Annotated in this window: 2 protein-coding genes; both read right to left on the bottom strand. The window is 67.0% G+C overall.

The features are described 5' to 3' along the window. Window positions 1-14: 14 nt before the first annotated feature. A complete protein-coding gene (locus BBG20_RS31420; protein ID WP_065910368.1) occupies window positions 15-11,282 on the bottom strand; it encodes a non-ribosomal peptide synthetase in 11,268 nt (3,755 codons plus the stop codon). Further along, the gene (locus BBG20_RS31415; RefSeq protein ID WP_065910366.1) at window positions 11,279-24,187 is read right to left on the bottom strand and encodes a non-ribosomal peptide synthetase; all 12,909 of its coding nucleotides are present in this window, start codon (window positions 24,185-24,187) and stop codon (window positions 11,279-11,281) included. The genes BBG20_RS31420 and BBG20_RS31415 overlap by 4 nt, the downstream gene beginning before the upstream one ends. Window positions 24,188-24,287: the final 100 nt, after the last annotated feature.

Below are 24,287 nucleotides of genomic sequence, written 5' to 3'. Positions count from 1 at the left end.
GGTTTTGCGCCACTTCACGACACCACCTCCGCAACCACCACACCGTCCAGCCACCAACGTGCCAGCCCGTGAACATTCGGGGCCTTGAGCAACGTGAAGTGATTGCCGCCGCCGTACCACACCTGCAACCCGTTGCCCTGGCGTCGCCACCCTTCAATCATCAGGCCCTGCTCACGCTGATTACCCGCTGCATCCAGCGCCGGGTCCTGGGCCAACACCAACCGCACCACCCCCTCGAACCGCCGCGCCGGCCGATACACCGTGCGCAACGCCGCCGCATAGGTACGCGCCGGACCGTCCATCGCGTCCACACTGGCCCGCGCCGGCAGCAAGCCGACGCCGACCATGCCCGCGTGCAGCCATTGCCGTTGCGCGATGTCATCGCGTGCGGCGAAGTCCAGGGGGTCAATGCCCAACGACTTGCCGGCCGACAACTGCATCGCTTCGATCAGGCGCAGCAGTGCCGCCGTGGTGGTATACGGCTTGCCCGCGCCGCCTGGCGCCTCGCTGTCGATCACCGTCAACGACGCCACTTCACGTCCGGCCGCCTGCAACTGCAGCGCCAGCTCCAGCGCCACCCAGCCACCGAAGGAATGCCCGGCCAGGTGCACCGGCCCGTGCGGGTACTCCTGCTCCAGCGCCGCCAGGTAACAGGCCGCCGCCGCTTCGACCTGACTGTGCGGCACTGCCTCACCGTCGAGGCCGCGTGGTTGCAGGCCGAACAGCGGCCAATCGCGCCCGAGCGCATCGCTCAACCCCACGAAACCGGTGACGCTGTCCCCCGCCCCCGGCACACAGAACAGCGGCGCATGCCCTTCCCGCCCGCTCTGGATTCGCAGCAGCGGCTGGTGCGGCGCCTGCTTCTGTGGCGAACACGTCGCCAGGGCGGCGCTGATCGCCGCGCCCAACGTGCGGATATGCGGGGCCTGCATCATGCTCTGGTGATCGCCAGGCACCTCGATGCGGCGCAGTTGGCCCGGCGCCAGCGCGTCCTCCCAACCCAGCGATTCACTGCGCCGCGACAACTCGGTCGGGCGCTCCAGTGCGCTGAACAGATGCACCGGAATCGGCAGCGGGAACAGGCTGTAATGCGCCAGCGCATGCCCATGCCCGACTTCGCGCTCGATGAAGCTCAAGAGGTCCGCGTCCGTCGCCGCCGCCATTTGCGCGTACAGCAGACCTTGATCGCGACAGCGTTGCAGCAGGCCTGCAAAGTCCAGCTGTCCAATGCCCGCCGCCAACTGTTCAAGACTCGCCAACTCATGTGCACCTCCCTGTGCGTTCCAATAGGCCGTGCACTGCAACAACAGGTGCCGCTTGAGCGCGTCCGGCCCGCTCCAGCGCGCCTTGCCCTGGTCGGTCATGCGCGGCACATAGCTGTCGATCAAGCCGAGAAACGCCACGGGCTCATCCAGCCCCAGCAATTGCATGGCGACCTCATAAGCCAGTACGCCGCCAAACGACCAGCCCGCCAGCCGATACGGCCCGTGGGGCTGGCGCTCGCGAATCAGCCCGACCATGCGCGCCGCCAGGCCTTCCATGCTGTGCAGATGCGCTTCACCGAAGGGCACGCCGGGCAGGCCGAAAATCGGATAATCACCGGGCAGGTGCTGGCCCAACGCCGGGAAATAGACGTCCATGCCACTGAACTCATGGATCAGGAACAACGGCGGTTGCGTACCGCTGCTGCGCACCGTGATCACGCCGGTGTCGCGCAGCGGTGCCTGGGTGCGTGCGCGCAACACCGCGGCGACGCACGCCACGCTGGCATGCTGGAACAGCTCGGCGAGGGACACCGGCAGACCCGCTTCCTCCAGCAGGTTTACCAGCCGAATCGCCAGCAGCGAGTGTCCGCCCAATTCGAAGAAGCTGTCATGCCGGCCCACCTGTTCCAGTTTCAACACCTCGGCCCACAGCCGCGCCAGGGTGTGCTCCAGGGCATCGCTGGGGGCTTCGAAGTCGCGGCGGTTCAAGGCGTCCCACTCAGGTGCCGGCAGCGCCTTGCGGTCGACCTTGCCGTTGGCAGTCAACGGCAAGTGCGCGAGCGCCACATAGGCCGAAGGCAGCATGTATTCCGGCAATTGCGCCTGCAGGTGTGCACGCAGGGCGTCGATGGCGGCGGCACCGGTAAAGTACGCCACCAGGCGCTTGTCCCCCGGCGCGTCTTCGCGCGCCAGCACCACCACCTCCTGGACATCGGCAAAGGTTGCCAGGCGCGCTTCAATCTCGCCCAGCTCGATGCGGAAACCGCGGATTTTCACCTGGTCGTCATTGCGCCCGATGCACTCCAGCAACCTGTCCGCCGTCCAGCGACCGAGGTCGCCGGTGCGGTACATCAGGGCGCCTGGGACAAAGGGGTCCTGGACAAATTTTTCCGCGCTCAGCTCAGGGCGATTCAAGTACCCCTTGGCCACGCCATCGCCGCCGATGCAGATTTCACCGCTGATCCCCAGCGGCACCGGCTGCAATTGCGCATCCAGCACATGGATCCGGGTGTTGGAGATCGGCCGTCCCACCGGCACGCTCTCGGCGTCATCGGCCAGCGCGCGCACTTCATAAGTGCTGGCATAGGTGGTGGTTTCCGTCGGCCCGTAACAGTGCACCAGGCGCAGCGCGGGGGCCGCGGCCAGCAGGCGGCGAAACGCGGCCGGGTCGGCCCGCTCACCGCCGCACAACAGAATGCGCAGGCCCGCCAACGCCTGGGGAATCATCTGCACGTATTGATTGAACAGCGCCGTGGTCACGAACAGCACCGTCACCTCCTGCAAGGCCGCGCCGAACGCGCTCGGGTCGAGCACGGTGGCATGGTCGATGACCTGCACCTGGCCGCCGTTGAGCAACGCGCCCCAGACGTCCATGGTGCTGGCGTCGAACGCCGGGTTCGAGGCGAAGGCCACGCGGTCGCCGGCATTGAAATCGGCATAGCCGTTGTTGAGCACCAGCCGTGTGATGCCGCGATGGGGCACCAATACGCCCTTGGGCGTGCCCGTGGAGCCGGAGGTGTACATGATGTACGCCACGCTGTCCGAGGATTGCGACACGTCCGGGTTATGGCTCGGTTGCGGGTCGAGGACCAGGGTGTCGAGGTCCAGGCGCCGGACCGGATACCCGATCACCGCATCGCTGTGGGTCAGCAGCCAGCTCGCGCCGCTGTCCTGCACCATGAAGCCCTGGCGTTCGGCCGGCGCGTGGATATCCAGCGGCACATAGGCGCCCGCGCACTTGAGCACTGCAAGCTGGCTGATGAGTAAATCCAGGCAGCGTGGCAGCAGGATCGCCACGCTGTGCCCAGGCCGCACGCCAAGCTCGATAAGGTGATGGGCCAGGCGGTTGGCGCGGCTGTTCAGTTCGCCGTAGCTAAGGCTGTGTTCGCCCTGCAGCGCCGCCACGGCGCCAGGCCGTGCCTGCGCCTGGGCTTCGAACAAGCGCTGCACCGTGTGCTCACGCGGGAATGCCCGGGCAGTGGCATTCAACGCCAACAGCTGCTGGTGCTCGGCAGCGGGCAGGATCGGCAAGCGGCCGATGGCAATCTCCGCCGCCCCTTCCAGCGCCTGCACCACCTGCTCCACGGCGATCTGCAGGTAGTCGCACAACCGCCCCGCGCCCGGCCCCACGGCCTTCAGACCGAAGCCGTCGCCGAGGTCGTCCACACTCATCGACAAGCCATAGTTGCTGGATTCCTCGGCCTTGAGCAGTTGAATGCCCTGCCACGCCTCGGCCACACCCGCGCCGCACGGCGCGCTATGACGATAGTTGAACAACACGCTGAACAAGGGCGTGCTCGCCGGTACCGCGCTGCACCGCTGGGCCAGTGCCAGCGACGCATGTTCGTGGCTGAGCAGTTGGGTGAGGCGCACATGCGTGGCCTGCACGGCAGTGCGTACCGACTGTTCACCGAGATCGACCCGCAGCGGCAAGGTGTTGATAAACACCCCCATGGCGCGCTCGGCACCCTCGCCGCCTTGCAGGCGGCCCAGCAGCACGGTGCCGAAGACCACCGACTCACGCCCACTGACCTTGCCGAGTACATGGGCCCACGCCAGGTGCATCAGGCTCGCAGTGCTGACCCCTGCCTGGCGCGCCTGGGTACGCAGGCGTTGACCCAACGCAGCGTCAAGCGTCATCCGCGCCTGTGCAGCGGGGCCCAGGTCCTGCACCACCGTTGGCTCATCGATGTCCCCCAGCATCGCGCGGAAAAAATCCTCGTGGGTCTCGGCGCCCACGCGGGTCTGCGCCACGTAGTTGCGATACGGCACCGCCGCGCCCAGCTGATCCTGGGCACCCAACAGGAAGGCCTGCAGTTCATGCTGCAGGATCTCCAGCGCCAGGTGGTCCATTACCAGGTGGTGGAACAGCAAGGTCGCGACCAGCCGCTGCGGCGTCTCGGTATACACCAGGCGCATCAGCGGCGCCTGCCCGAGGTCGAGGCGCGACGGCACCGGCCCGGTTTCGACGCGCAGGCTCGCCTCACGCCACACCACTTGCAACGGTTCCTCCAGGCCTTGCCAATGGAAGGAAGAGCGCAAAATGTCGTGCCGCTGGATCACCGCCTGCAAGGCCTGGGCAAACGCGTCGAAGCGCTGGCGACTGTCGAAGGCAAATTGCGCCTGCAGCAGATAGGCATCGGCGGCCTGCTCGGCGCGATGGTGATAGAGCATGCCGGCCTGCAACGGCGCCAGCGGGTAGAGGTCCTGCACATTCGCCAAGCCACCGGGGATGCCGGCGACAATACGCGCGATGGCGGGCGAGTCCAGCGGGATCGGCGGCAACTGCGCGACTTGCGCGCTACCGCCCAGTGCTGCGGCGAAGGCACACAAGGTGGGTTGGCCGAACAGCACTTTCACCGGCGCCGCCAACCCCAGGTGGCGCAAACGGCCCATCAGGCTGACCGCCAGCAGCGAGTGCCCGCCCAGTTCGAAGAAGTGATCATGGCGCCCCACGCGCTCTACATCGAGCAGCTCGGCCCACAGCGCAGCGATGATCATTTCGCGCTCGCCCTGAGGCGCTTCGTAAGCGCGCACCGCCACCGCATCCGCCCCCGGCGCCGGCAGTGCCTTGCGGTCGAGCTTGCCGTTGGGGCTCAACGGCAGCGCCTCCAGATGCACGAACACCGCCGGCACCATGAACGCCGGCAGGTGCCGCAGCAGTTGCGCACGCAGTGTGTCGATCGGCGTGCGCACGCCGGTGTAGTACGCCACCAGGCGTTCATCGCGGGCGACCACGGCAGCCTCGCTGACCGCAGCACATTCGGTCAGCCGCGCCTGGATTTCCCCCAGTTCGATACGCAGGCCACGGATCTTCACCTGGTCGTCGTTGCGCCCCAGGTATTCGAGGGTGCCGTCCGGCCAATAACGGCCGACGTCGCCGGTGCGGTACATGCGCCCCTCGGTAAACGGGTCTTGCAGGAAACGCTCGGCGGTCAGCTGCGGACGGTTCAAATAACCGCGGGCCACTTGCACGCCGCCAATAAACAGCTCGCCGACCACGCCCAGGGGCACCGGTTGCAACTGCGCGTCGAGCACGTACAGGCGCGTGTTGGCAATCGGCTTGCCGATCGGCGTGTTGTCAGGCGTCACGGCTCCCGCGCAGTTCCAGGCCGTCACGTCGACGGCGGCTTCGGTGGGGCCATACAGGTTATGCAACTCGCTGCCGGGCAACTGCTGCTTGAAGCGCCGCACCAGGCTGCCGGGCAAGGCTTCGCCGCTGCACATTACCCGCACCACGCCGGCGGCCTGGCTGACGTCGCCATGGGCGAGGAAGACGTCGAGCATCGACGGCACGAAATGCAGCGTGGTGATCTGCTCAGCCGCGATCACGGCGCACAAATAGGCCGGATCCTTATGCCCTTCAGGTTGCGCCATCACCAGGCGCGCGCCGGTGGACAGCGGCCAGAAGAACTCCCACACCGACACGTCGAAGCTGAACGGGGTTTTCTGCAGCACCGCGTCGTCGGCCGTCAGCGCATAGGCGTCCTGCATCCACAACAGGCGGTTGACCACCCCGGCATGCTCATTGATCACGCCTTTGGGCTGGCCGGTGGAGCCGGAGGTGTAGATCACGTAGGCGCTGACGGCCGCAACCGTGGGGTTGTCGAGCGGCTGGTGCTGCCAGCACGGCTGGTCGAGGTCGACTACCGCCACGTCCCCCAGCAGCCCACGCGTTGCCGCCTGGGCCAGCACGGCGACCGGCGCACTGTCCGCGAGCATGTAGGCAAGGCGCTCCAGCGGATACGCCGGGTCCAGCGGCACATAGGCGGCGCCGGCCTTGAGGATCGCGTACAGGCCGATGACCATGTCCAGGCCGCGCTCGACGCAGATCGCCACCCGCGAGCCGGGCTGTACACCCAGCGCCAGCAAGTGATGCGCCAACTGATTGGCCCGCGCATTCAGTTCGGCATAGGTCAGTTGCCGCTCGCCGGCCTTGAGCGCAATCGCGTGCGGAGTGCGCGCCACCTGCGCTTCGAACATCCCGTGCAGGGTCTGTTCGAGGTCGTAGTCGACCGCTGTGGCATTGAAGTCGAACAGCAGCTGCTGGCGCTCGCGCTCGTCCACCAGCGGCACCTGCTCCAGGACCGCCTGGTCGTTGTCGACCATGGCCCGCAGCAGGCGTGTGAAGTAGCCGACATAACGGCGCACCGTCGACTCATCGAACAGCGCCACGGCGTATTCCAGCGCGCCGATAATCGTGCCCTGCACTTCGCCCAGGTCCAGCGACAGGTCGAACTTGGCAAAGTGGCTGTGTTCGACAATGCGCTCCAGGGCCAGGTCGCCGAGGGCCAGGGTCGGCGCACTGCTGTCCTGCCAGGTCAGCAGGGTCTGGAACAGCGGGCTGTGGGCCAGGCTGCGCAGCGGCCGGGTGATTTCCACCACCTGCTCGAACGGCAGGTCCTGGTGGTCCTGGGCCGCCAGTGTCAGGCCCTTGACCCGTGCCAGCAACGCCTCGGTGCTCAACGCGCCGGAGGTGTCGATACGCACCGCCAGGGTGTTGACGAACAGGCCGATCAAGCCTTCCACCTCACTGCGCGTGCGGTTGGCCACCGGCGAGCCGATCACCACGTCGTGCTGGCCGGACAGCCGCGAGAGCAAGGCAGCCCAGGCGCTCATCAAGGTCATGTACAACGTGCTGCCGTGACGTTGGCTCAAGGCCTTGAGACCAGCGGTGAGGCGTTCATCCAGGCGTACCTCGACGCTGCTGCCGGCGTAGTCCTGCAGTGCCGGGCGCGGGCGGTCGGTGGGCAGCGTGAGCAAGGCCGGCGCACCTTCCAGGGCCTGCTGCCAATAGCGGCTCTGGCGCTGCAGCACTTCGCCGCTGAGCCACAGGCGCTGCCACACGGCGAAGTCACCATACTGGATCGCCAGCGCCGGCAACGGGTCTGGCAGGCCGTGGCTGAACGCCTGGTACAACGCCGTCAGCTCACGGGTCAGCACGCCCATGGACCAGCCATCCGAGACGATATGGTGCAGGGTCAACAGCAGCACGTGGTGATCGTCGGCCATCACCACCAGGCGCCCGCGCAGCAGCGGGCCGCGCTCCAGGTCAAAGGGGGCGGAAGCCTCGCCCTGGATCAACGCATCCAGCGCCTGCTGGGGTTGCGGGTGGCGGCGCAGGTCCTGCACTTGCAGGGGCAGCACGGCTTCGGCCGGCACACTGAGCACCTGGGCCACGTCACCGTGCTGGGCAAAACGGCTGCGCAGGGTGGCATGCCGCGCGACAATCCGCGCCAGCGCGCGTTGCAACGCCTCGACGTGCAGCTGGCCGCGCAGGCGCAGGCCGATGGGAATGTTGTAGGCGGTGTTGGCGCCTTCCATCAACGCCAGGAACCACAGGCGCTGCTGGGCAAAAGACAGCGGCACCGGCTCATCGCGGTCGGCCGGCAGGATCTGCGGCAAGGTGCTGCGGCCGGCCTGGGCCAACCCCTCGGCGACCGCGGCCAGTTCGGCATTGGCGAACACGTCGCTGAGCAGCAACTCCACGCCCAGGCGCTGGCGTACCTGGGAGACCATGCGCATCGCCAGCAACGAGTGCCCGCCCAGCTCGAAGAAATGATCGCGGCGCCCCACGCGCTCGACCTGCAGCACCTCGGCCCAGATCTGCGCCAGCACACTTTCGATCTCGCCCTCGGTGGCTTCGTATTCACGGGTAAACACCGCGGCCATGTCCGGGGCCGGCAAGGCCTTGCGGTCGAGCTTGCCGTTGGCGGTGAGGGGCAGCGCGTCCAGCTTCACGTAGGCGACCGGGACCATGTAGTCCGGCAGGTGTGTCACCAGGTGGGCACGGAGGTCGGCCACGGTCAGTGGGTCGAGCTGCGGGTTTTCCGTGTAGTAGGCGACCAGGCGCTCGTCACGCACCAGCACCACCGCTTCCAGGAGACTCGGCAGGTGGTTGAGCTGGGCTTCGATCTCGCCCAGCTCGATCCGCACGCCACGGATTTTCACCTGGTCATCGTTGCGCCCCAGGTACTCGAGAGTGCCGTCCGGCAGCCAGCGCGCCATGTCGCCGGTACGGTACATGCGCCCCGCGTTGAACGGGTCGTGCAGGAAACGTTCGGCCGTCAGCTGCGGGCGGTTCAGGTAGCCGCGCGCCACGCCCTTGCCACCCACATACAGCTCGCCCGCCACGCCCAGCGGCACCGGCCGCTGCTGCGCGTCCAGCAGGTACACGCGGGCATTGGCGATGGGCTTGCCAATGTGCAGCAACTGGCCGGCCTCGACCTTGCCCGAGGTGGCGACCACCGTGGCTTCGGTCGGGCCGTAGTTATTGATCAGTTCAAAACGTTGCGCACGCGCGAACTGGCGCAGGCGGTCGCCGCCGATCAGCAGGGTGCGCAAGGTCGGGTGTTCGATCTGCTGGCTGAACGCGTACTCGGCCACCGGGGTCGGCAGGAAGCACACGTCCAGCGGCTGCGCGCACCACCAGGCCAGCAGCGCGTCAATATCCTCGACGCCGTCCGTAGCCGGCGGCAGGTGCAGGGTCGCCCCCACGCACAGGGCCGGCCAGACCTCCCAGGCCATCGCATCAAAGCCAAACCCGGCGACGCTGGCGGTGTGGCGCCCGGCGCACAGGTCAAACGTGCGGCAGTGCCAGTCCACCAGGTTGGCCACGGTGTGGTGTTCCACCATCACGCCCTTGGGCTGGCCGGTGGAACCGGAGGTGTAGATCACATAGGCGAGGTTCGACGCGGTCATCGCGACCATCGGGTTGCTCGCCGAATGATGCTGCCAGGTGTAGCGGTCAAGGTTGATCACCGGCACGTCGAGCGCCGGCAGGCGGGCAAGCAACGCGTGCTGGGCCAATACCGCGACCGGCGCGCTGTCACTGAGCAGGTACTCAAGGCGCTCGGCCGGGTGGGACGGGTCCACGGGCACATAGCAGGCGCCAGCCTTGAGGATCGCCAGCAACCCGGCCAGGGTGTCCAGGCCCCGGCGCGCGACAACCGCCACGCGGTCATCAGGCTTGACCCCCAGGGCCAGCAGGTGATGCGCCAGCAGGTTGGCCTGCTGGTTCAGCTCGGCATAGGTCATCTGCCGCCCCTGATGCACGGCGGCGATGGCGTCGGGCGCCAGCGCGGCCTGGGCTTCGATGCGGGCATGCAGCGTGGTGCCCTGGGGGAAATCCACCTGGGTGGCATTGAACTGCTGCAACAAGCGCTGCTGCTCGGCGAGCGGCAGCACCGACACGCGGTTGAGCGCGGTGTCCGGCGCCTGTTCCAGCGCGTCCAGCAGGTTTTCCAACGCGGTCTGCAGGTAGGCACAGACGCGGTGCGGGTCCACCAAGGTGCTGGCGAGCAGGCTCAGGCCGAAGCCTTCACCCAGGTCATCGACACTCAGGGTCAGCGGGTAGTTGGTGCGCTCCTCGGCACTCAGCGCGGCGATACCGTGCCAGGCCGAGACCGCCTCGGCGCTGGCGGCCGGGGCGCTGTGGCGGTAATTGAGCAACGCACTGAACAACGGCGTCGGCGCCACCACGCCACTGCAGCGCTGGGCCAGGGCCAGCGGCGCATGCTCATGGCGCAGCAACGTGGTGAGCCTTGCGTGGGTGGCCTTGACCCCGGCGCGCACGCCCTCGTTGCCCACGTCCACGCGAAACGGCAGCGTGTTGATGAAGATCCCCAGCGCCCGGTCCGTGTCATGGCTGCCCTGCAGTCGGCCCATCAACACGGTGCCGAACACCACCTGCTCCTTGCCGGACAACACCCCCAGCACCTGCGCCCAGCCCATATGGAACAGGCTGGCGGCGCTCACCCCGAGTTGCCGCGCCTGCGCCCGCAGCCGTTGCGACAACGCCGGCGCCAGTGCCAGGTGAACCTCGGCAATGCCGCGTGCATCGCCTTGTACATCGTGCAGGCCAAACGGCAAGGTCGGTTCGCTGATGTCGCCGAGCATCTGCCGGAAAAAGCTTTCGTGCTCCTCTTCGCAGGTCCCCAGCCGCGCCTGGGCCACATAGTTGCGAAACGGCACCGCCTGGCCGAGCGCCGCGCCCTGCCCCAGCAGGCACGCCTGCATTTCATGGCACACCACTTCCAGGGCACTGTGGTCGAGGGCCATGTGGTGGAACAACAAGCTGGCGACGATGCGCTGGTTGGCCGGATCATCCGCGCGCACCAGGCGCAGCAGCGGCGCCTGTGTCACGTCGAGACGATAGTGGCGGGCATCGAACAGCGCATGCAGTTGCGCGGCGATGTCGCCCTCGGCCGCCGGCAATTGGAGGGCCTGCACCGGCAGGCGCGCAGTGCGCCACACCACTTGCGAGGGCTCTTGCAGGCCGTCCCACACCACGCCGGTGCGCAGGATATCGTGGCGATCCATCACCGCCTGCAGCGCCTGGGCAAAGGCGTCGAAGCGCGCCAGGCTGTCGAACGCGAATTGCGCCTGCATCACGTACGGATCGCCGTGCTCGGCGCTGACGTGGTGAAACAGGATGCCTTCCTGCAACGGCGCCAGCGGGTAGATATCCTGGATATTCGCCACGCCGCCGTCGACGCTGGCGACGACTCGGTCGATCTCCTCCTGGCTCAGGGTCGACAGGCTCAGCATGTCCGGCGTGATGCGCTCGGCGCCGGCCGGGATGCCATTGGCCGGCACCTCGACGGCGCCCGCCTGCGGCGCCGAGTACTCACCGGCCTGGATCAGCGCGATCAACGCCGGTTTGTGTTCACGCAGCGCGGCGATAATCGCCGGGTCACTCAAGGCTTGCCTGTTGCCCTGCACCGACAACTGATCGCCCTTGAGCGCCAGTTGGATGTCCTTGGTTTTCAGCGTCGCCAGCAGTTGGTTGATGCTCACAGGACGATCTCCATTCGTTCGGTCATTGCGGCGTAGCCGGCCAGTGTCGGCTGTTCGAACAGCGCGCGCACATCGGCTTCCATGCCTTCCTGGCGCAAGCGCCCGATCAAGCTCACGGCGAGCAGCGAGTGCCCGCCCAATTCAAAGAAATTGTCCTGGCGACCGACCCGCTCGACCTTGAGCAGTTCGGCCCACAGCCGCGCCAGGAGCTTCTCGGTGTCACCTTCTGGCGCCTCGTACTCACGCGCCACCAACGCGTCCAGGCCCAGTGTTGGCAGGGCCTTGCGGTCAAGCTTGCCGTTCGGACTCAACGGCAGCGTGTCGAGGTGCACAAACAGCGCGGGCACCATGAAGTCCGGCAAGTGCCGCAACAGCTGTTCACGCAAGCTGTCGACGGGCGTCTGCGTACCGGTGTAATAGGCCACCAGGCATTCTTCGCGGGCCACCACCACGGCGTCCTTGACCGCTGCGTGCTCGATCAGGCGCGCCTGGATTTCCCCCAGCTCGATGCGCAGGCCACGGATTTTCACCTGGTCGTCGTTGCGGCCCAGGTATTCGATGTTGCCGTCGGCCAGATAACGCCCCACATCCCCGGTGCGATACAGGCGCCCGTCGCTGAACGGGTCCTTGATAAAGCGCTCGGCGGTCAGCTGCGGACGGTTCAGGTAACCGCGCGCCACCTGCACGCCGCCGATGAACAGTTCGCCGACCACCCCCAGCGGCACCGGCTGCAACTGCTCATCCAGCAGGTACAGGCGCGTGTTGGCAATCGGCTTGCCGATCGGCGTGTTGTCGGGCACCTCGGGGCGCGCGCAGTTCCATGCGCTCACGTCCACCGCGGCTTCGGTCGGACCGTACAGGTTGTACAGGCCGAGGCCCGGCAATTGCTGCTTGAAGCGCCGCACCAGGCTGCCCGGCAAGGCTTCGTCGCTGCACATCACGCGCCGCAAGCCGGCGGCCTGGCTGACGTCGCCATGCGCGAGGAACACGTCAAGCATCGACGGCACGAAATGCACGGTGGTGATCCGCTCGGACTCGATCACCTCGCACAGGTACGCCGGGTCCTTGTGCCCGCCCGGACGCGCCATGACCAGGCGGGCGCCGGTGAACAGCGGCCAGAAGAACTCCCACACCGACACGTCGAAGCTGAACGGGGTTTTCTGCAACACCGCGTCCTCGGCCTTGAGACCGTAGGCGTCCTGCATCCACAACAGGCGGTTGACCACCCCGGCGTGTTCGTTGATCACGCCCTTGGGCTGGCCGGTGGAGCCGGAGGTGTAGATCACGTAGGCCTGATGGCGCGCATTGAGGTCGGCGACGTGGGGATTGGTCGCGGGCTTGTGCTGCCAGGTGCAATGGTCGAGATCGATCACCGGCGCGTCCCCCAGCAGCGCCAGGGTCGCGCCCTCGGCCAGCACCACCACCGGCGCGCTGTCCTGCAGCATGTAGGCGATGCGTTCCTGCGGGTAGGCCGGATCCAGCGGCACATAACCGCCACCGGCCTTGAGGATCGCAAACAGGCCGACGACCATCTCCAGGCCACGTTCCACACAGATACCTACCCGCGCGTCTGGTTGCACCCCGCGTTCACGCAGGTGATGGGCCAGGCGATTGGCGCGCTCGTTGAGTGCCTGATAGGTCAAGTGTTGCTCGCCGGCGGTGACCGCCACGGCCTGCGGTGTGCGTACCACCTGGGCTTCGAACAGACTGTGCAGGGTCTGGTCGAGGTTGTACGGCACCTCGGTTGAGTTGAACTCGACCAGCAGCTTTTTGCGCTCCTCGACGCCCAGCACCGGCAGGCGGTCGAGCGCCCGCTGCGGCGCCTGCTCCAACGCGTCGACCAGGCCGGACAGGGCCACTTGCAGATAGCCGCATACCCGCTGCGCGTCGGTGCGCGCCAGGGCGGTGATGGCATAGCCATCGCCCAGGTCATCCACGTTCAAGGTCAGCGGGTAGTTGGTGCGCCCGTCGTTGACCAGGGTCTGCATGCCTTCCCAGGCCTGCTGCGCCTCCTGCGAGCGCGTGGCCGCGCCGCGATGACGGTAGTTGAGCATCGAGCTGAACAGCGGCACCGGCGCAGCCACCCCACTGCAGCGCTGGGCCAGCGCCAGGGACGCGTGCTCATGCCCGAGCAAAGCGCTGAGGCGCTCATGGGTGGTACGCACGGCAGCGCGGGCGCCCTGCGCGTCGATATCCAGGCGCAGCGGCAAGGTATTGATAAACACACCCAGCGCGCGGTCGGCACCCTCGCCGCCCTGCAGGCGGCCGACCAACACGGTGCCGAACACCACGCTGCGCCGACCCGAGGTGGCCGCCAGCACCTGCCCCCAGGCCAGGTGGAACAGGCTCGCGGTGCTCACGCCCAGCAGCCGGGCCTGGGCGCGCAGGCGGCGGTTGAGGTCGCTGTCCAGGCGCAAGTTGTGTTCCTCGATGGCGCTGCCGTCGCCGCGCACATCCTGCCAGCCGAAGGGCAAGGTCGGCGCGTCGACATCAGCGAGCATGCCGCGAAAGAACGCCTCGTGTTCCTGCTCGCTCACCCCCAGGCGGGCCTGGGCCACGTAGTTGCGGTACGGCATCGGTACCGTCGTTGGCGCGGGGTGACCCAGCAGATAGCCCTGCATTTCGCGCAGCACCACGTCGAAGGCGGTGTGGTCGAGGACGATATGGTGATAGAGCAACACCACGACCACACGTTGGTTGGCCGGGTCCTGTGCATACATCAGGCGGATCAGCGGGGCCTGGCTGATATCCAGGCGATAGCGCCGCGCGTCGAAACGCGCATGCAACTCGGCCAGTACGTCGCCGTGCAGGTGCAGTTCCTGCACGCTCAATTCGGCGCTGCGCTGCACCACTTGCAGCGGCTGTACGAGACCTTCCCAGACCACCCCGGTGCGCAGGATATCGTGACGGTCGATCACCTGTTGCAGTGCCTGGGCGAAGGCCTGCAGGCGCTCGACGCTGTCAAATGCCAGGTGCGATTGCAGCAGGTACGGGTCGCCCTGTTCGGCCGTGATGTAGTGGTAGAGGATGCCCTCCTGCAAGGGCGCCAGCGGGTAGATGTCCTGCACATTGGCGGCACCGCCGGGCACACGGCTCACCACGTGATCCAGCGTGGCCTGGTCCAGGCTCACCAACGAGAGCATGTCCGGGGTGATGCGTTGGCAGTCGACGGCAATGCGGTTGGCCGGCACCGGCACTTCGCGGCCACTGCCGACGGCGGCTGCCAGCGCCGCCAGGGTGGGTTGGCTGAACAGCACCCGTACATCGGCGCTGAGGCCAGCCTGGCGCATGCGTTCGATCAGGCTCACGGCCAGTAGCGAATGCCCGCCCAGTTCGAAGAAGTGATCATGCCGACCGACCTGCCCGACCTGCAGCACTTCGGCCCAGATGCGCGCCAGGGTGGTTTCGACCGCGCCTTGGGGGGGCGCATAGTCACGGCTCGACAAGGCGTTGTGATCGGGCTCCGGCAAGGCCCTGCGGTCGAGCTTGCCGTTGGCGGTCAGCGGCAATGCCTGAAGTTTCACGTACGCGACCGGCACCAGGGCTGCGGGCAACTGCGCTTGCAGCTGCGAACGCAGTTCGTCGATATCCAGCGGCTGCTGTTCGGTGAACCAGGCGATCAAACGGCCCTCGCGCACCAGCACCACGGCGTCACCCACGCCTGGCAGTGCGGCCAGGCAGCTTTCTATTTCGCCCAGCTCGACGCGCACGCCGCGCACTTTGACCTGGTCGTCATTGCGGCCCAGGTAGTCGAGGTTGCCATCCGGCAACCAGCGCACCCGGTCGCCGGTGCGGTACATGCGCCCCTGGTTGAACGGGTCCTGCAGGAAGCGTTCGGCGGTCATCTGCGGGCGATTCAGGTAGCCCCGCGCGATGCCGCTGCCGCCGACATACAGCTCGCCGGCAACCCCCACCGGCACCGGGCGCAAGTGCGCGTCCAGCACATAGGCGCTGGCATTGGCGATCGGCCGGCCGATATGCAGCGCCTGCCCGGCGCGCACGCGGCCGGAGGTGGCGACCACCGTGGCTTCGGTCGGACCGTAGTTGTTGATCACCGCAAAGCGTCGCTCCTGGCTGAACTGGCGCAGGCGATCACCGCCGATCAGCAGGATGCGCAGGGTTGGGTGTTGCAGGTTCTGACTGAAGGCGTACTCAGCCACCGGCGTCGGCAGGAAGCTTACGTCCAACGGCTGCGCCAGCCACCAGGCCAGCAGCGCGTCGAGATCTTCATTGCCGACCTGTGCAGGCGGCAGGTGCAGGGTGGCGCCTACGCACAGTGCCGGCCACAGCTCCCAGGCCAGCGCGTCAAAGCCGAACCCGGCGACACTGCTGGTGTGGCTCCGCGCATCCAGGCCAAAGGCTTCGCAGTGCCAGTGCAGCAGGTTTTCGACGCTGCGGTGTTCGACCATCACGCCCTTGGGCTGGCCGGTGGAGCCCGAGGTGTAGATCACGTAGGCCAGGTGCGCCGGGGTCAAGGCACTGATGTGCGGGTTGCTGGCGGCGTGCTGCCAGCGCGGGTCGTGCAGGTCGATGCTGGCGACCGCGCCCAGCAGGTCGCGGGTGCTCGCCTCGGCCAGCACCGCCACCGGGGCACTGTCCTGCAGCAGGTAGGCGATGCGCTCGGCGGGGTACGCCGGGTCGATGGGTACATAGCCGGCGCCAGCCTTGAGAATACCCAGCAGCCCCACCAGCATCTGCGGGCCACGCCGGCAGCAGAGCGCGACGCGGTCGTCCGGTTGCACACCAACTTGCAGCAGGTGATGGGCCAACTGGTTGGCGCGACGGTTGAGTTGCGCATAGGTCAGCGATTCGTCGCCCTGCACCACGGCGATCGCCTCGGGTTGGCGTTCGGCCTGTACCTCAAAGGCGCCGTGCAGCGTCTGGCCTCGGGGGAAATCGTGGGCAGTGGCATTGAAGTCGCGCAGCAGGGTGTCACGCTCCGCCACCGACAGAATCGGCAGCCGGTTGAGCGGCGTATCTGGCGCACTTTCCAAGGCCGCGACCAACTGCTCCACCGCGCCGAGCATGTAGCTGCACAGGCGTTCGGCACCGATCTGCGGCAGCGCCAGGACATTCAGGCCAAAGCCGTCACCCAGGTCATCCACGCTCAAGGTCAGCGGGTAGTTGCTGCGTTCTTCACCGCCGAGCAACTGCACGCCCGTCCAGATGCCATGGCCGTCGCGCGCCATTTCGTCCGGAGTGGTGTGACGGTAATTGAGCAAGGCGCTGAACAACGGCGTGGAGGCCGCCACGCCGCTGCAACGCTGGGCCAGCGCCAACGATGCGTGCTCGTGACCGAGCAAGGCACTCAAGCGCGCATGCGTGGCCCTGACCGCCACGGCGGCGCTGGCCGCTACGTCAACTCGCAGCGGCAAGGTGTTGATGAACATTCCGAGCGCCCGGTCGGCACCGTCGCCGGCCTGCAGGCGGCCCATCAATACGGTGCCGAACACCACGTCGTCACGCCCGGACACCAGCCCCAGCACCTGCGCCCAGGCCAGGTGCATCAGGCTCGCCGCGCTGACACCCATCTGCCGGGCCTGCCCGCGCACGCGCCGGGCCAACGCTGCGTCCAGGGCTTGCTCGGCCTCTTCGATCGCACGGCCATCGCCCTGCACATCCTGTATGCCAAAGGGCAAGGTCGGTTCGTCGACATCGCCGAGCATGGCGCGAAAGAAGTGTTCGTGCTCTTGCGCGCTGACACCCAGGCGAGCCTGGGCGACGTAATTGCGAAACGGTGCGGGCGCCGGCAAGTCCTGCGCCTGGTTGAACAGGAACGCGCGCATTTCCTGGCCGACCACGGCCATGGCGGTGTGGTCCAGCGCCAGGTGGTGAAACAGCAAGATCGCCGCCACCCGCGCGTTGTCCGGGTCCTCGGCGTAGACCATGCGCAGCAACGGCGCCTGGGTGATATCCAGGCGGTAGTGACGAGCATCGAAACGCCCGTGCAACTGCTCGATGATGGCGCCGTCCGCCGGGTCCAGGTCGACGGCCTGCACGCTCAGCCGTGCCTCGCGCCACACCACTTGCACCGGGCTGTCCAGGCCTTCCCAGACCACGCCGGTGCGCAGGATGTCGTGACGCGCCACCACCTGCTGCAACGCGCCCATAAATGCCTGCAGACGCTCGACGCTGTCGAATGCCAGGCGCGATTGCAGCAGGTACGGGTCGCCCTGCTCGGCGCTGATGTGGTGGTAGAGAATGCCTTCCTGCAACGGCGCCAACGGGTAGATATCCTGCACATTGGCCGCGCCCCCCGGCACGCTGGCGGCGATACGGTCGATGGCGTCCTGGTCGAGTTGCACCAGGCTCAGCATCGACGGGGTGATACGCGTACACCCCAATGGAATGCCGTTGGCCGGCACCCGCACTTCGCGCCCCTCGCCCACCGCTGCCGCCATCGCGGCCAGGCTCGGCTGGCTGAACAGCACGCGCACGTCCGCGCTGAGGCCGGCCTGGCGCATGCGCTCGATCAAACTGACTGCCAGCAACGAATGCCCGCCCAGCTCGAAGAAATGATCATGGCGACCCACGCGCTCCAGCTTGAGCACGTCCTGCCAGATCTGCGCCAGCAGGGTTTCCACTGCGCCCTCCGGCGCCTCGTAGCCACGGCTGAGCAGCGCGCTGTGGTCGGGCACCGGCAGGCCTTTGCGATCGAGCTTGCCGTTGGCGGTCAGCGGCAACAGCGCCAGCCAGACATAGGCCGACGGCACCATGTAGTCCGGCAACCGGCCTTGCAGATGGGCCCGCAGCGCTTCGATCTCCAGCGCCGCCTCGGCGGTGTAGTAGGCCACCAGGCGCTTGTCACCGGGCGCATCTTCGCGCACCACGACCACGGCGTCGTTCACGCCGGGGAAGCTCGCCAGGCAGGTTTCGATTTCGCCGGGTTCGATCCGATAACCACGGATCTTCACTTGCAGGTCATTGCGGCCCTGGTACAACAGGATGCCGTCGGCCCGCCAGCTCGCCAGGTCACCGGTGCGGTACAGCAAGCCCTCGCCGAAGGGATTGGGGATAAATTTTTCGGCGGTCAAGTGCGGCTGGTTCACGTAGCCCGTGGCCAGGCCTGCGCCGCCGATGTAAAGCTCGCCGACCGCGCCCAGCGGGAGCAGGTGCTGGTGCGCATCCAGCACATAGGCTTGGGCGTTGGCGATCGGCCGGCCGATGGGAATACCGCCCTCGCCCGGCGCCGTGATCTCATAGGTGGTGGAAAAGGTGGTCGCCTCGGTCGGGCCGTAACCGTTGAGCAGGTGTTGCGGTTTGCCGTGCGCGAGCACGCGGCCAATCACCAGCGGGTCAAGCACATCGCCGCCGACGATCAGGTAACGCAACTGGCGGAACACCGGCATCAGCGCATCGGCATACTGGTGGAACAGCCCGGCGGTCATCCACAACACGCTGACGGCCTGCTCCTGCAAGAGTGCGCCAAACGCGGCCTGGGACAACAGTTCTGCCGGCTCGACCACCACCACGCAACCGCCATTGAGCAGCGGCGCCCAGACTTCCAGGGTGCTGGCGTCGAACGCCGGGTTGGAGGCGAACGCCACGCGGTCCCGGGCGTTGAAGTCGGCATAGCCATTGTTGAGCACCAAACGAGTGATCGCACGGTGCGGCACTTGCACGCCCTTGGGCGCGCCGGTAGAGCCGGACGTGTAGAGGATGTACGCCACACACTGGGCGGTCTGGAACAGGTCGGGATTGCGCGGCGACTGCGCGTCCAGATTCAGCTCGGCGAGATCGCCAAGCACGCGGTGCGCACCGCTGTCCTGCACGATGAAGGCCTGGCGCTCGGCCGGCGCGTTGATGTCCAGCGGCACATAGACTGCCGCGCATTTGAGGATGGCCAGCTGGCAGATCAGCAAGTCGATGCTGCGCGGCAGCGCGATGGCCACGCTTTCCCCCGGCTGTACACCCAGGGTAATGAGGTGATGGGCCAGCCGATTGGCGCGGCGATTGAGGTCGCGGTAGCTCAGGGACACACTGCCCTGCACCGCCGCCACCGCTTCAGGACGTGCCAGCACCTGGGCTTCGAACAACTGGTGTACGGTCAATTGCGACGGGTAGGCGCGCGTCGTGGCGTTGAATTCCACCAGCAGTTGGTGGCGCTCGGCCGCCGGGATGATCGACACCGCCTGCAACGGCGTGGTCGGCGCCTGTTGCAACGCACTCACCAGGTGGCGCAGCGCGGTCAGCAGGTAGTCGCCCACTCGCTGCACATCCAGGCTGGCTACGCCTTGCACCGTCAGGGCAAAACCGCTGCCGAGGTCATCGACATTGAGCACCAGCGGGTAGTTGCTGCGCTCTTCGGAACTGAGGATCTGGATGCCGCTGGCCGCAAACGGGTTATCCCCCGGCGCTTGGTCCGCAGCGCTGTGACGGTAGTTGAGCAAGGTGCTGAACAACGGTAGTGAGCCCGGCACGCCACTGCAGCGCTGGGCCAGGGACAACGACGCGTGCTCATGCCCGAGCAAGTGTGCGAGCCGTGCATGGGTGGCGCGCACACCGGCCAGCACCAAGGTGTTGCCGAGGCTGACCCGCAGCGGCAAGGTGTTGATGAACATCCCCAGCGCGCGGTCGGCGCCCGCGCCGCCTTGCATGCGGCCCAGCAGCACCGTGCCGAACACAACCTCTTGCTGGCCCGAGACCTGCCCCAACACCTGGGCCCAAGCCAGGTGCACCAGGCTTGCGGTGCTCACCCCGAGTTGCCGCGCCTGTTCACGCAGGCCCAGGTTCAAGGCCGGTTCCAACGGCAGGCGTGCCTCGAGAATGCCGCTGCCGTCGCGGTTCACATCCTGCAAACCGAAGGCCAGGGTCGGTTCGTCAATGTCGCCGAGCATCTCAGTGAAGAACGCTTCGTGTTGCGCCTGGCTGACCCCGAGGCGCGCCTGCGCCACGTAGTTGCGGTACTGCACGGCCTCCGGCAGTTGCGCGCTGCTGCCGGACAGGCTGGCGCTCATCTCTTGCACCAGCACTTGCAAGGCGGTGTGGTCGAGCAGGATGTGGTGCAGCAGCAGGATGCCGACGAGGCGACCCGGTTCTGCGCAGTAGGCGAAGTGCATCAGCGAGGCGCGCGTGAGGTCGAGACGGAAGTGCCGTGGGTCGAAGCGCTGTTGCAACTGCGCCAAGGCATCGGCGCCCAGCCCCTCTATGCGCTCGACCGCCAGTGGCGCCTGGCGACACACCACTTGCACCGGCTCGTCGAGGCCTTCCCAGAGGATCGCGGTGCGCAGGATGTCATTGCGCTCGATCACGCTGTGCAGCGCCTGGATAAAGGCATCGACCGCCGCTTGATCGTTGAAGCCGAACTGTACCTGCAACACGTAGGGATCGCCTTCGCGGGTCGCCAGGTGGTGGTATAGAATGCCCGCCTGCAGGGGAGCCAGGCCGTAGATGTCCTGCACATTGCTGATGCCGCCGGGCACGCGCTGGATGATGTGGTCGAGGGCGGCCTGGCTCAGCTCCACCAGCGGCACCATGTCCGGGGTGATGTGCTGCGTGGCCGCCGTGATCAGGTTGGCCGGCACCTGCACCTGCTGCTGCCCGCCGACTGCGGCAGCGAGTGCCGCCAGGGTCGGCTGGCCGAACAGCACGCGGACGTCGGCGCCCAGCTCGACCTGGCGCATGCGCTCGATCAGCTTGACCGCCAGCAGCGAATGGCCGCCCAGTTCGAAAAAGTTATCGTCACGGCCGACGCGCTCGAGCTTGAGCAGGTCCTGCCAGATCGCGGCGATGGCGTTTTCCACCGCGCCCCGGGGCGCCTGGTAGCCCCGCCGCGCCAGGGCTGTGGCATCGGGCACGGGCAAGGCGTTGCGGTCGAGCTTGCCGTTGGCGGTCAGCGTAAAACGGTCCAGCAACACGAAGGCGCTGGGCACCATATGCTCGGCCAGACTCAGCAGCAGGTGGTCGCGCAAATCCGCGATATTCGGTGCGCCGTCGGCAATCACGTAGGCCACCAGGCGCTTGTCACCCGGTTCGTCTTCACGGGCAATCACCACCGCGTCACGCACGCCCGGAGCGCTGGCGAGGCGCGCCTGGATCTCGCCGAGTTCGATGCGGAATCCGCGGATTTTCACCTGGTCATCGTTACGCCCCAGGTATTCGACGCTGCCGTCGGCGAGCATTCGGCCGAGGTCACCGGTCTTGTACAAACGCAAGCCGGTGGCCGGATCAACCAGGAAGCGCTCGGCGGTCAGCGCATCGCGGTTCAGGTAACCGCGCGCCACACCGGCGCCGCCGACGTACAGCTCACCGACCACACCGAACGGCAGCGGCTCGCGGCGCTCATCCAACACATACAGCTGCAGGTCGGGAATACGCACACCAATCGGGCTGGCGCCGACCCGGTGCGCATCCGCCGCCTGCAATGCACGGTAGGTGACGTGCACGGTGGTTTCGGTGATGCCATACATGTTCACCAACTGCGTGCCGGCATTGATCGCCCGGGCATACCAGGGCTTGAGCATCCCCGGTTCCAGCGCTTCGCCGCCGAAAATCACCTGGCGCAGGGAATGCGCCTGGGGGCTCTGGCCCTGGGCGGCGATCAGTTGACGGAAGGCGCTGGGGGTCTGGTTGAGAATGCTCACCCCCGCTTCACAGAGCAGCGTGTAGCACTCGTCCGGCGAGCGGCTGATCCGTTGCGGCACGATCAGCAGTTGCCCGCCATGCATCAGCGCGCCCCAGATTTCCCACACCGAGAAGTCGAACGCGAAGGAGTGGAACAGCGCCCACACGTCGTTGTGGTTGAAGCCGAACCAGTGTTCGGTGGCGGTGAACAACCGCGCGACCTGGCGATGCTCGATCATCACGCCCTTGGGCTGGCCCGTGGAGCCGGAGGTGTAGATCACATAGGCCAGGTTTGCCGGGCTCAGCGTGATCCGCGGGTTGACGATGGACTCGCCCCGCAGGCCGTTGAGATCGATCTGCGCCCGGTCGCCCACCCGATGACGGGTGTTGGCCTGCACCAGTACGGCCACCGGGTCGCTGTCGGCCAGGGTGTAGGCGATGCGCTCAAGCGGATAGGCCGGATCGATCGGCACATAGCCCGCGCCGGCCTTGAGGATGCCCAGCAGGCCGATGATCATCTCCACACCGCGTTCCACGCAGATCGCGACCCGATCATCCGGGCACACGCCTTGGGCGAGCAGGCGATGGGCAACCTGGTTGGCACGTTCGTTGAGCTGGCGATAGCTGAGGCGTTGGTTGTCGAAGCGCAAGGCAATGGCTTCGGGCTGGGCGGCGGCGTGGGCTTCGACCTGCTGGTGGATCAGCGCGCTGTCGGCGAAGGTCTGCGGGGTGTGGTTGAGGGTGTGCAACAGGGCATGGCGTTCGGGGTCAGGCAGGATGTTCAGGCCGCTCAGCGGCATCTCCGGTCGTTGCTCCAGGGCTTCGGCCAGGCTCGCCAGCGCCGTGTGCAGGTAGCCCGCCACACGCTGCGCGCCGATGGCCGCCGCGACCATCACCGTCAGTGCAAACGCTTCGCCGAGATCGTCCACGTTCACCGTCAGCGGGTAGTTGGTGCGTTCCTCGGCACCAAGGACCTGGATCCCCTCGGCGACGTCAATCACCTCGGCCATATCACCCGCAGCGCTGTGCCTGTAGTTGAGTATCGCGCTGAACAACGGCGTCGGCGCGGCCACGCCGCTGCAACGCTGGGCCAGCGCCAGGGACGCGTGCTCATGCTGGAGCAACGCGGTCAGCCGTGCATGGGTGGCCTTGACGCCGGCCCGCACACCCTGCGCGCCCAGGTCCACGCGCAGTGGCAGGGTGTTGATGAACATGCCCAGCGCCCGTTCACCGCCCTCTCCCGCGCTCATGCGGCCGAGCATCACCGTGCCGAACACCACTGACTCGCGCCCGGACACCACGCCCAGGACCCGCGCCAACGCCAGGTGCAGCAGGCTTGCCACACTCACGCCCTGCGCCCGCGCCAGGCTGCGCAAGCGCAGGCCCAGGGCGGCGTCGACGGGGATGCGTACCTCGTCGATACCCTGGCCGTCGCCCTGCACATCCTGCAAGCCGAACGGCAGTGTGGGCGCCTCGATATCCGCCAGCATCTCGCGGAAGAACTGCTCATGGGCCTGCTCGCTGACGCCGTGGCGCACCTGGGCGATATAGCTGCGAAACGGCACCGGCGCCGTGGCCTGGTCCTGCTGGCCCGCTAGGTACAACTGGATTTCATCGCGCACCACATCCAGCGCGGTGTGGTCGAGAATGGTGTGGTGAAACAGCAACATGGCAACCACGCGCTGGTGGGTCGGGTCCTCGGCAAATACCAGGCGCAGCAGCGGCGCCTGGCCCAGGTCGAGGCGGAACGTGCGCGCGTCATAGCGGTTCAGCAAACGGTCAAACGCATCGCCCCCGCTGAAATGCGCCTCTTCACAGGCCAGGGTCGCCATGCGCCACACCACTTGCAGGGGCTCGTCGAGGCGCTCCCAGGCCATCGACGTACGCAGAATATCGTGGCGGTCGATGACCCATTGCAGCGCCTCGGCAAATGCGTGCAGGCGAGGACGGCTGTCGAACACAAACTGCGCGTGCAGCACATACGGATCGCCCTGCTGCGCCGACAGGTGGTGATAGAGCATGCCCTCCTGCAACGGCGCCAGCGGGTAGATGTCCTGCACGTTCGCCGCACCACCGGGGATCGCCGCGACGATCCGGTCGATGGCCGCCTGGTCGAGGCTGACCAGCGGCAACATGGCCGGCGTGATCCGATAGGCCGGGCTCAGCCAGTCACCGCCATGCTCGGCCACCAGCGCGAGCAACCGGGGTTTGTGGGCGATCAATTGATCCCACAGCGCGTCATCCAATGCCTCATCGTCACCCAGGACAATCAGGTCGTCTGCTTCCCTTTGCAGACGGATCGCATGGGTGGAAATCGCTGCCAATAATTCGCTGAACTGCATGGAGGTAACCTGCCTGATAAGTCACGGTGGAGAAGAAAGTCCGTTTTCAGCTGCCGTTTGCAATCGTCTGTGCTGGGCGCCCGGTGAAAGAAACACGGGC

Origin of the sequence: Pseudomonas aylmerensis (assembly GCF_001702265.1) — a bacterium.
In the GTDB taxonomy this organism is placed as follows: Bacteria; Pseudomonadota; Gammaproteobacteria; order Pseudomonadales; family Pseudomonadaceae; genus Aquipseudomonas; species Aquipseudomonas aylmerensis.
Note: the sequence above shows the minus strand (reverse complement) of the source record. Positions and strands in the feature narration are given on the sequence as shown.

Coding starts and splice junctions, on each gene's coding strand:
- BBG20_RS31415 (WP_065910366.1), bottom strand. CDS start 24,187: ATGCAGTTCAGCGAATTATTGGCAGCGATTTCCACCCATGCGATCCGT.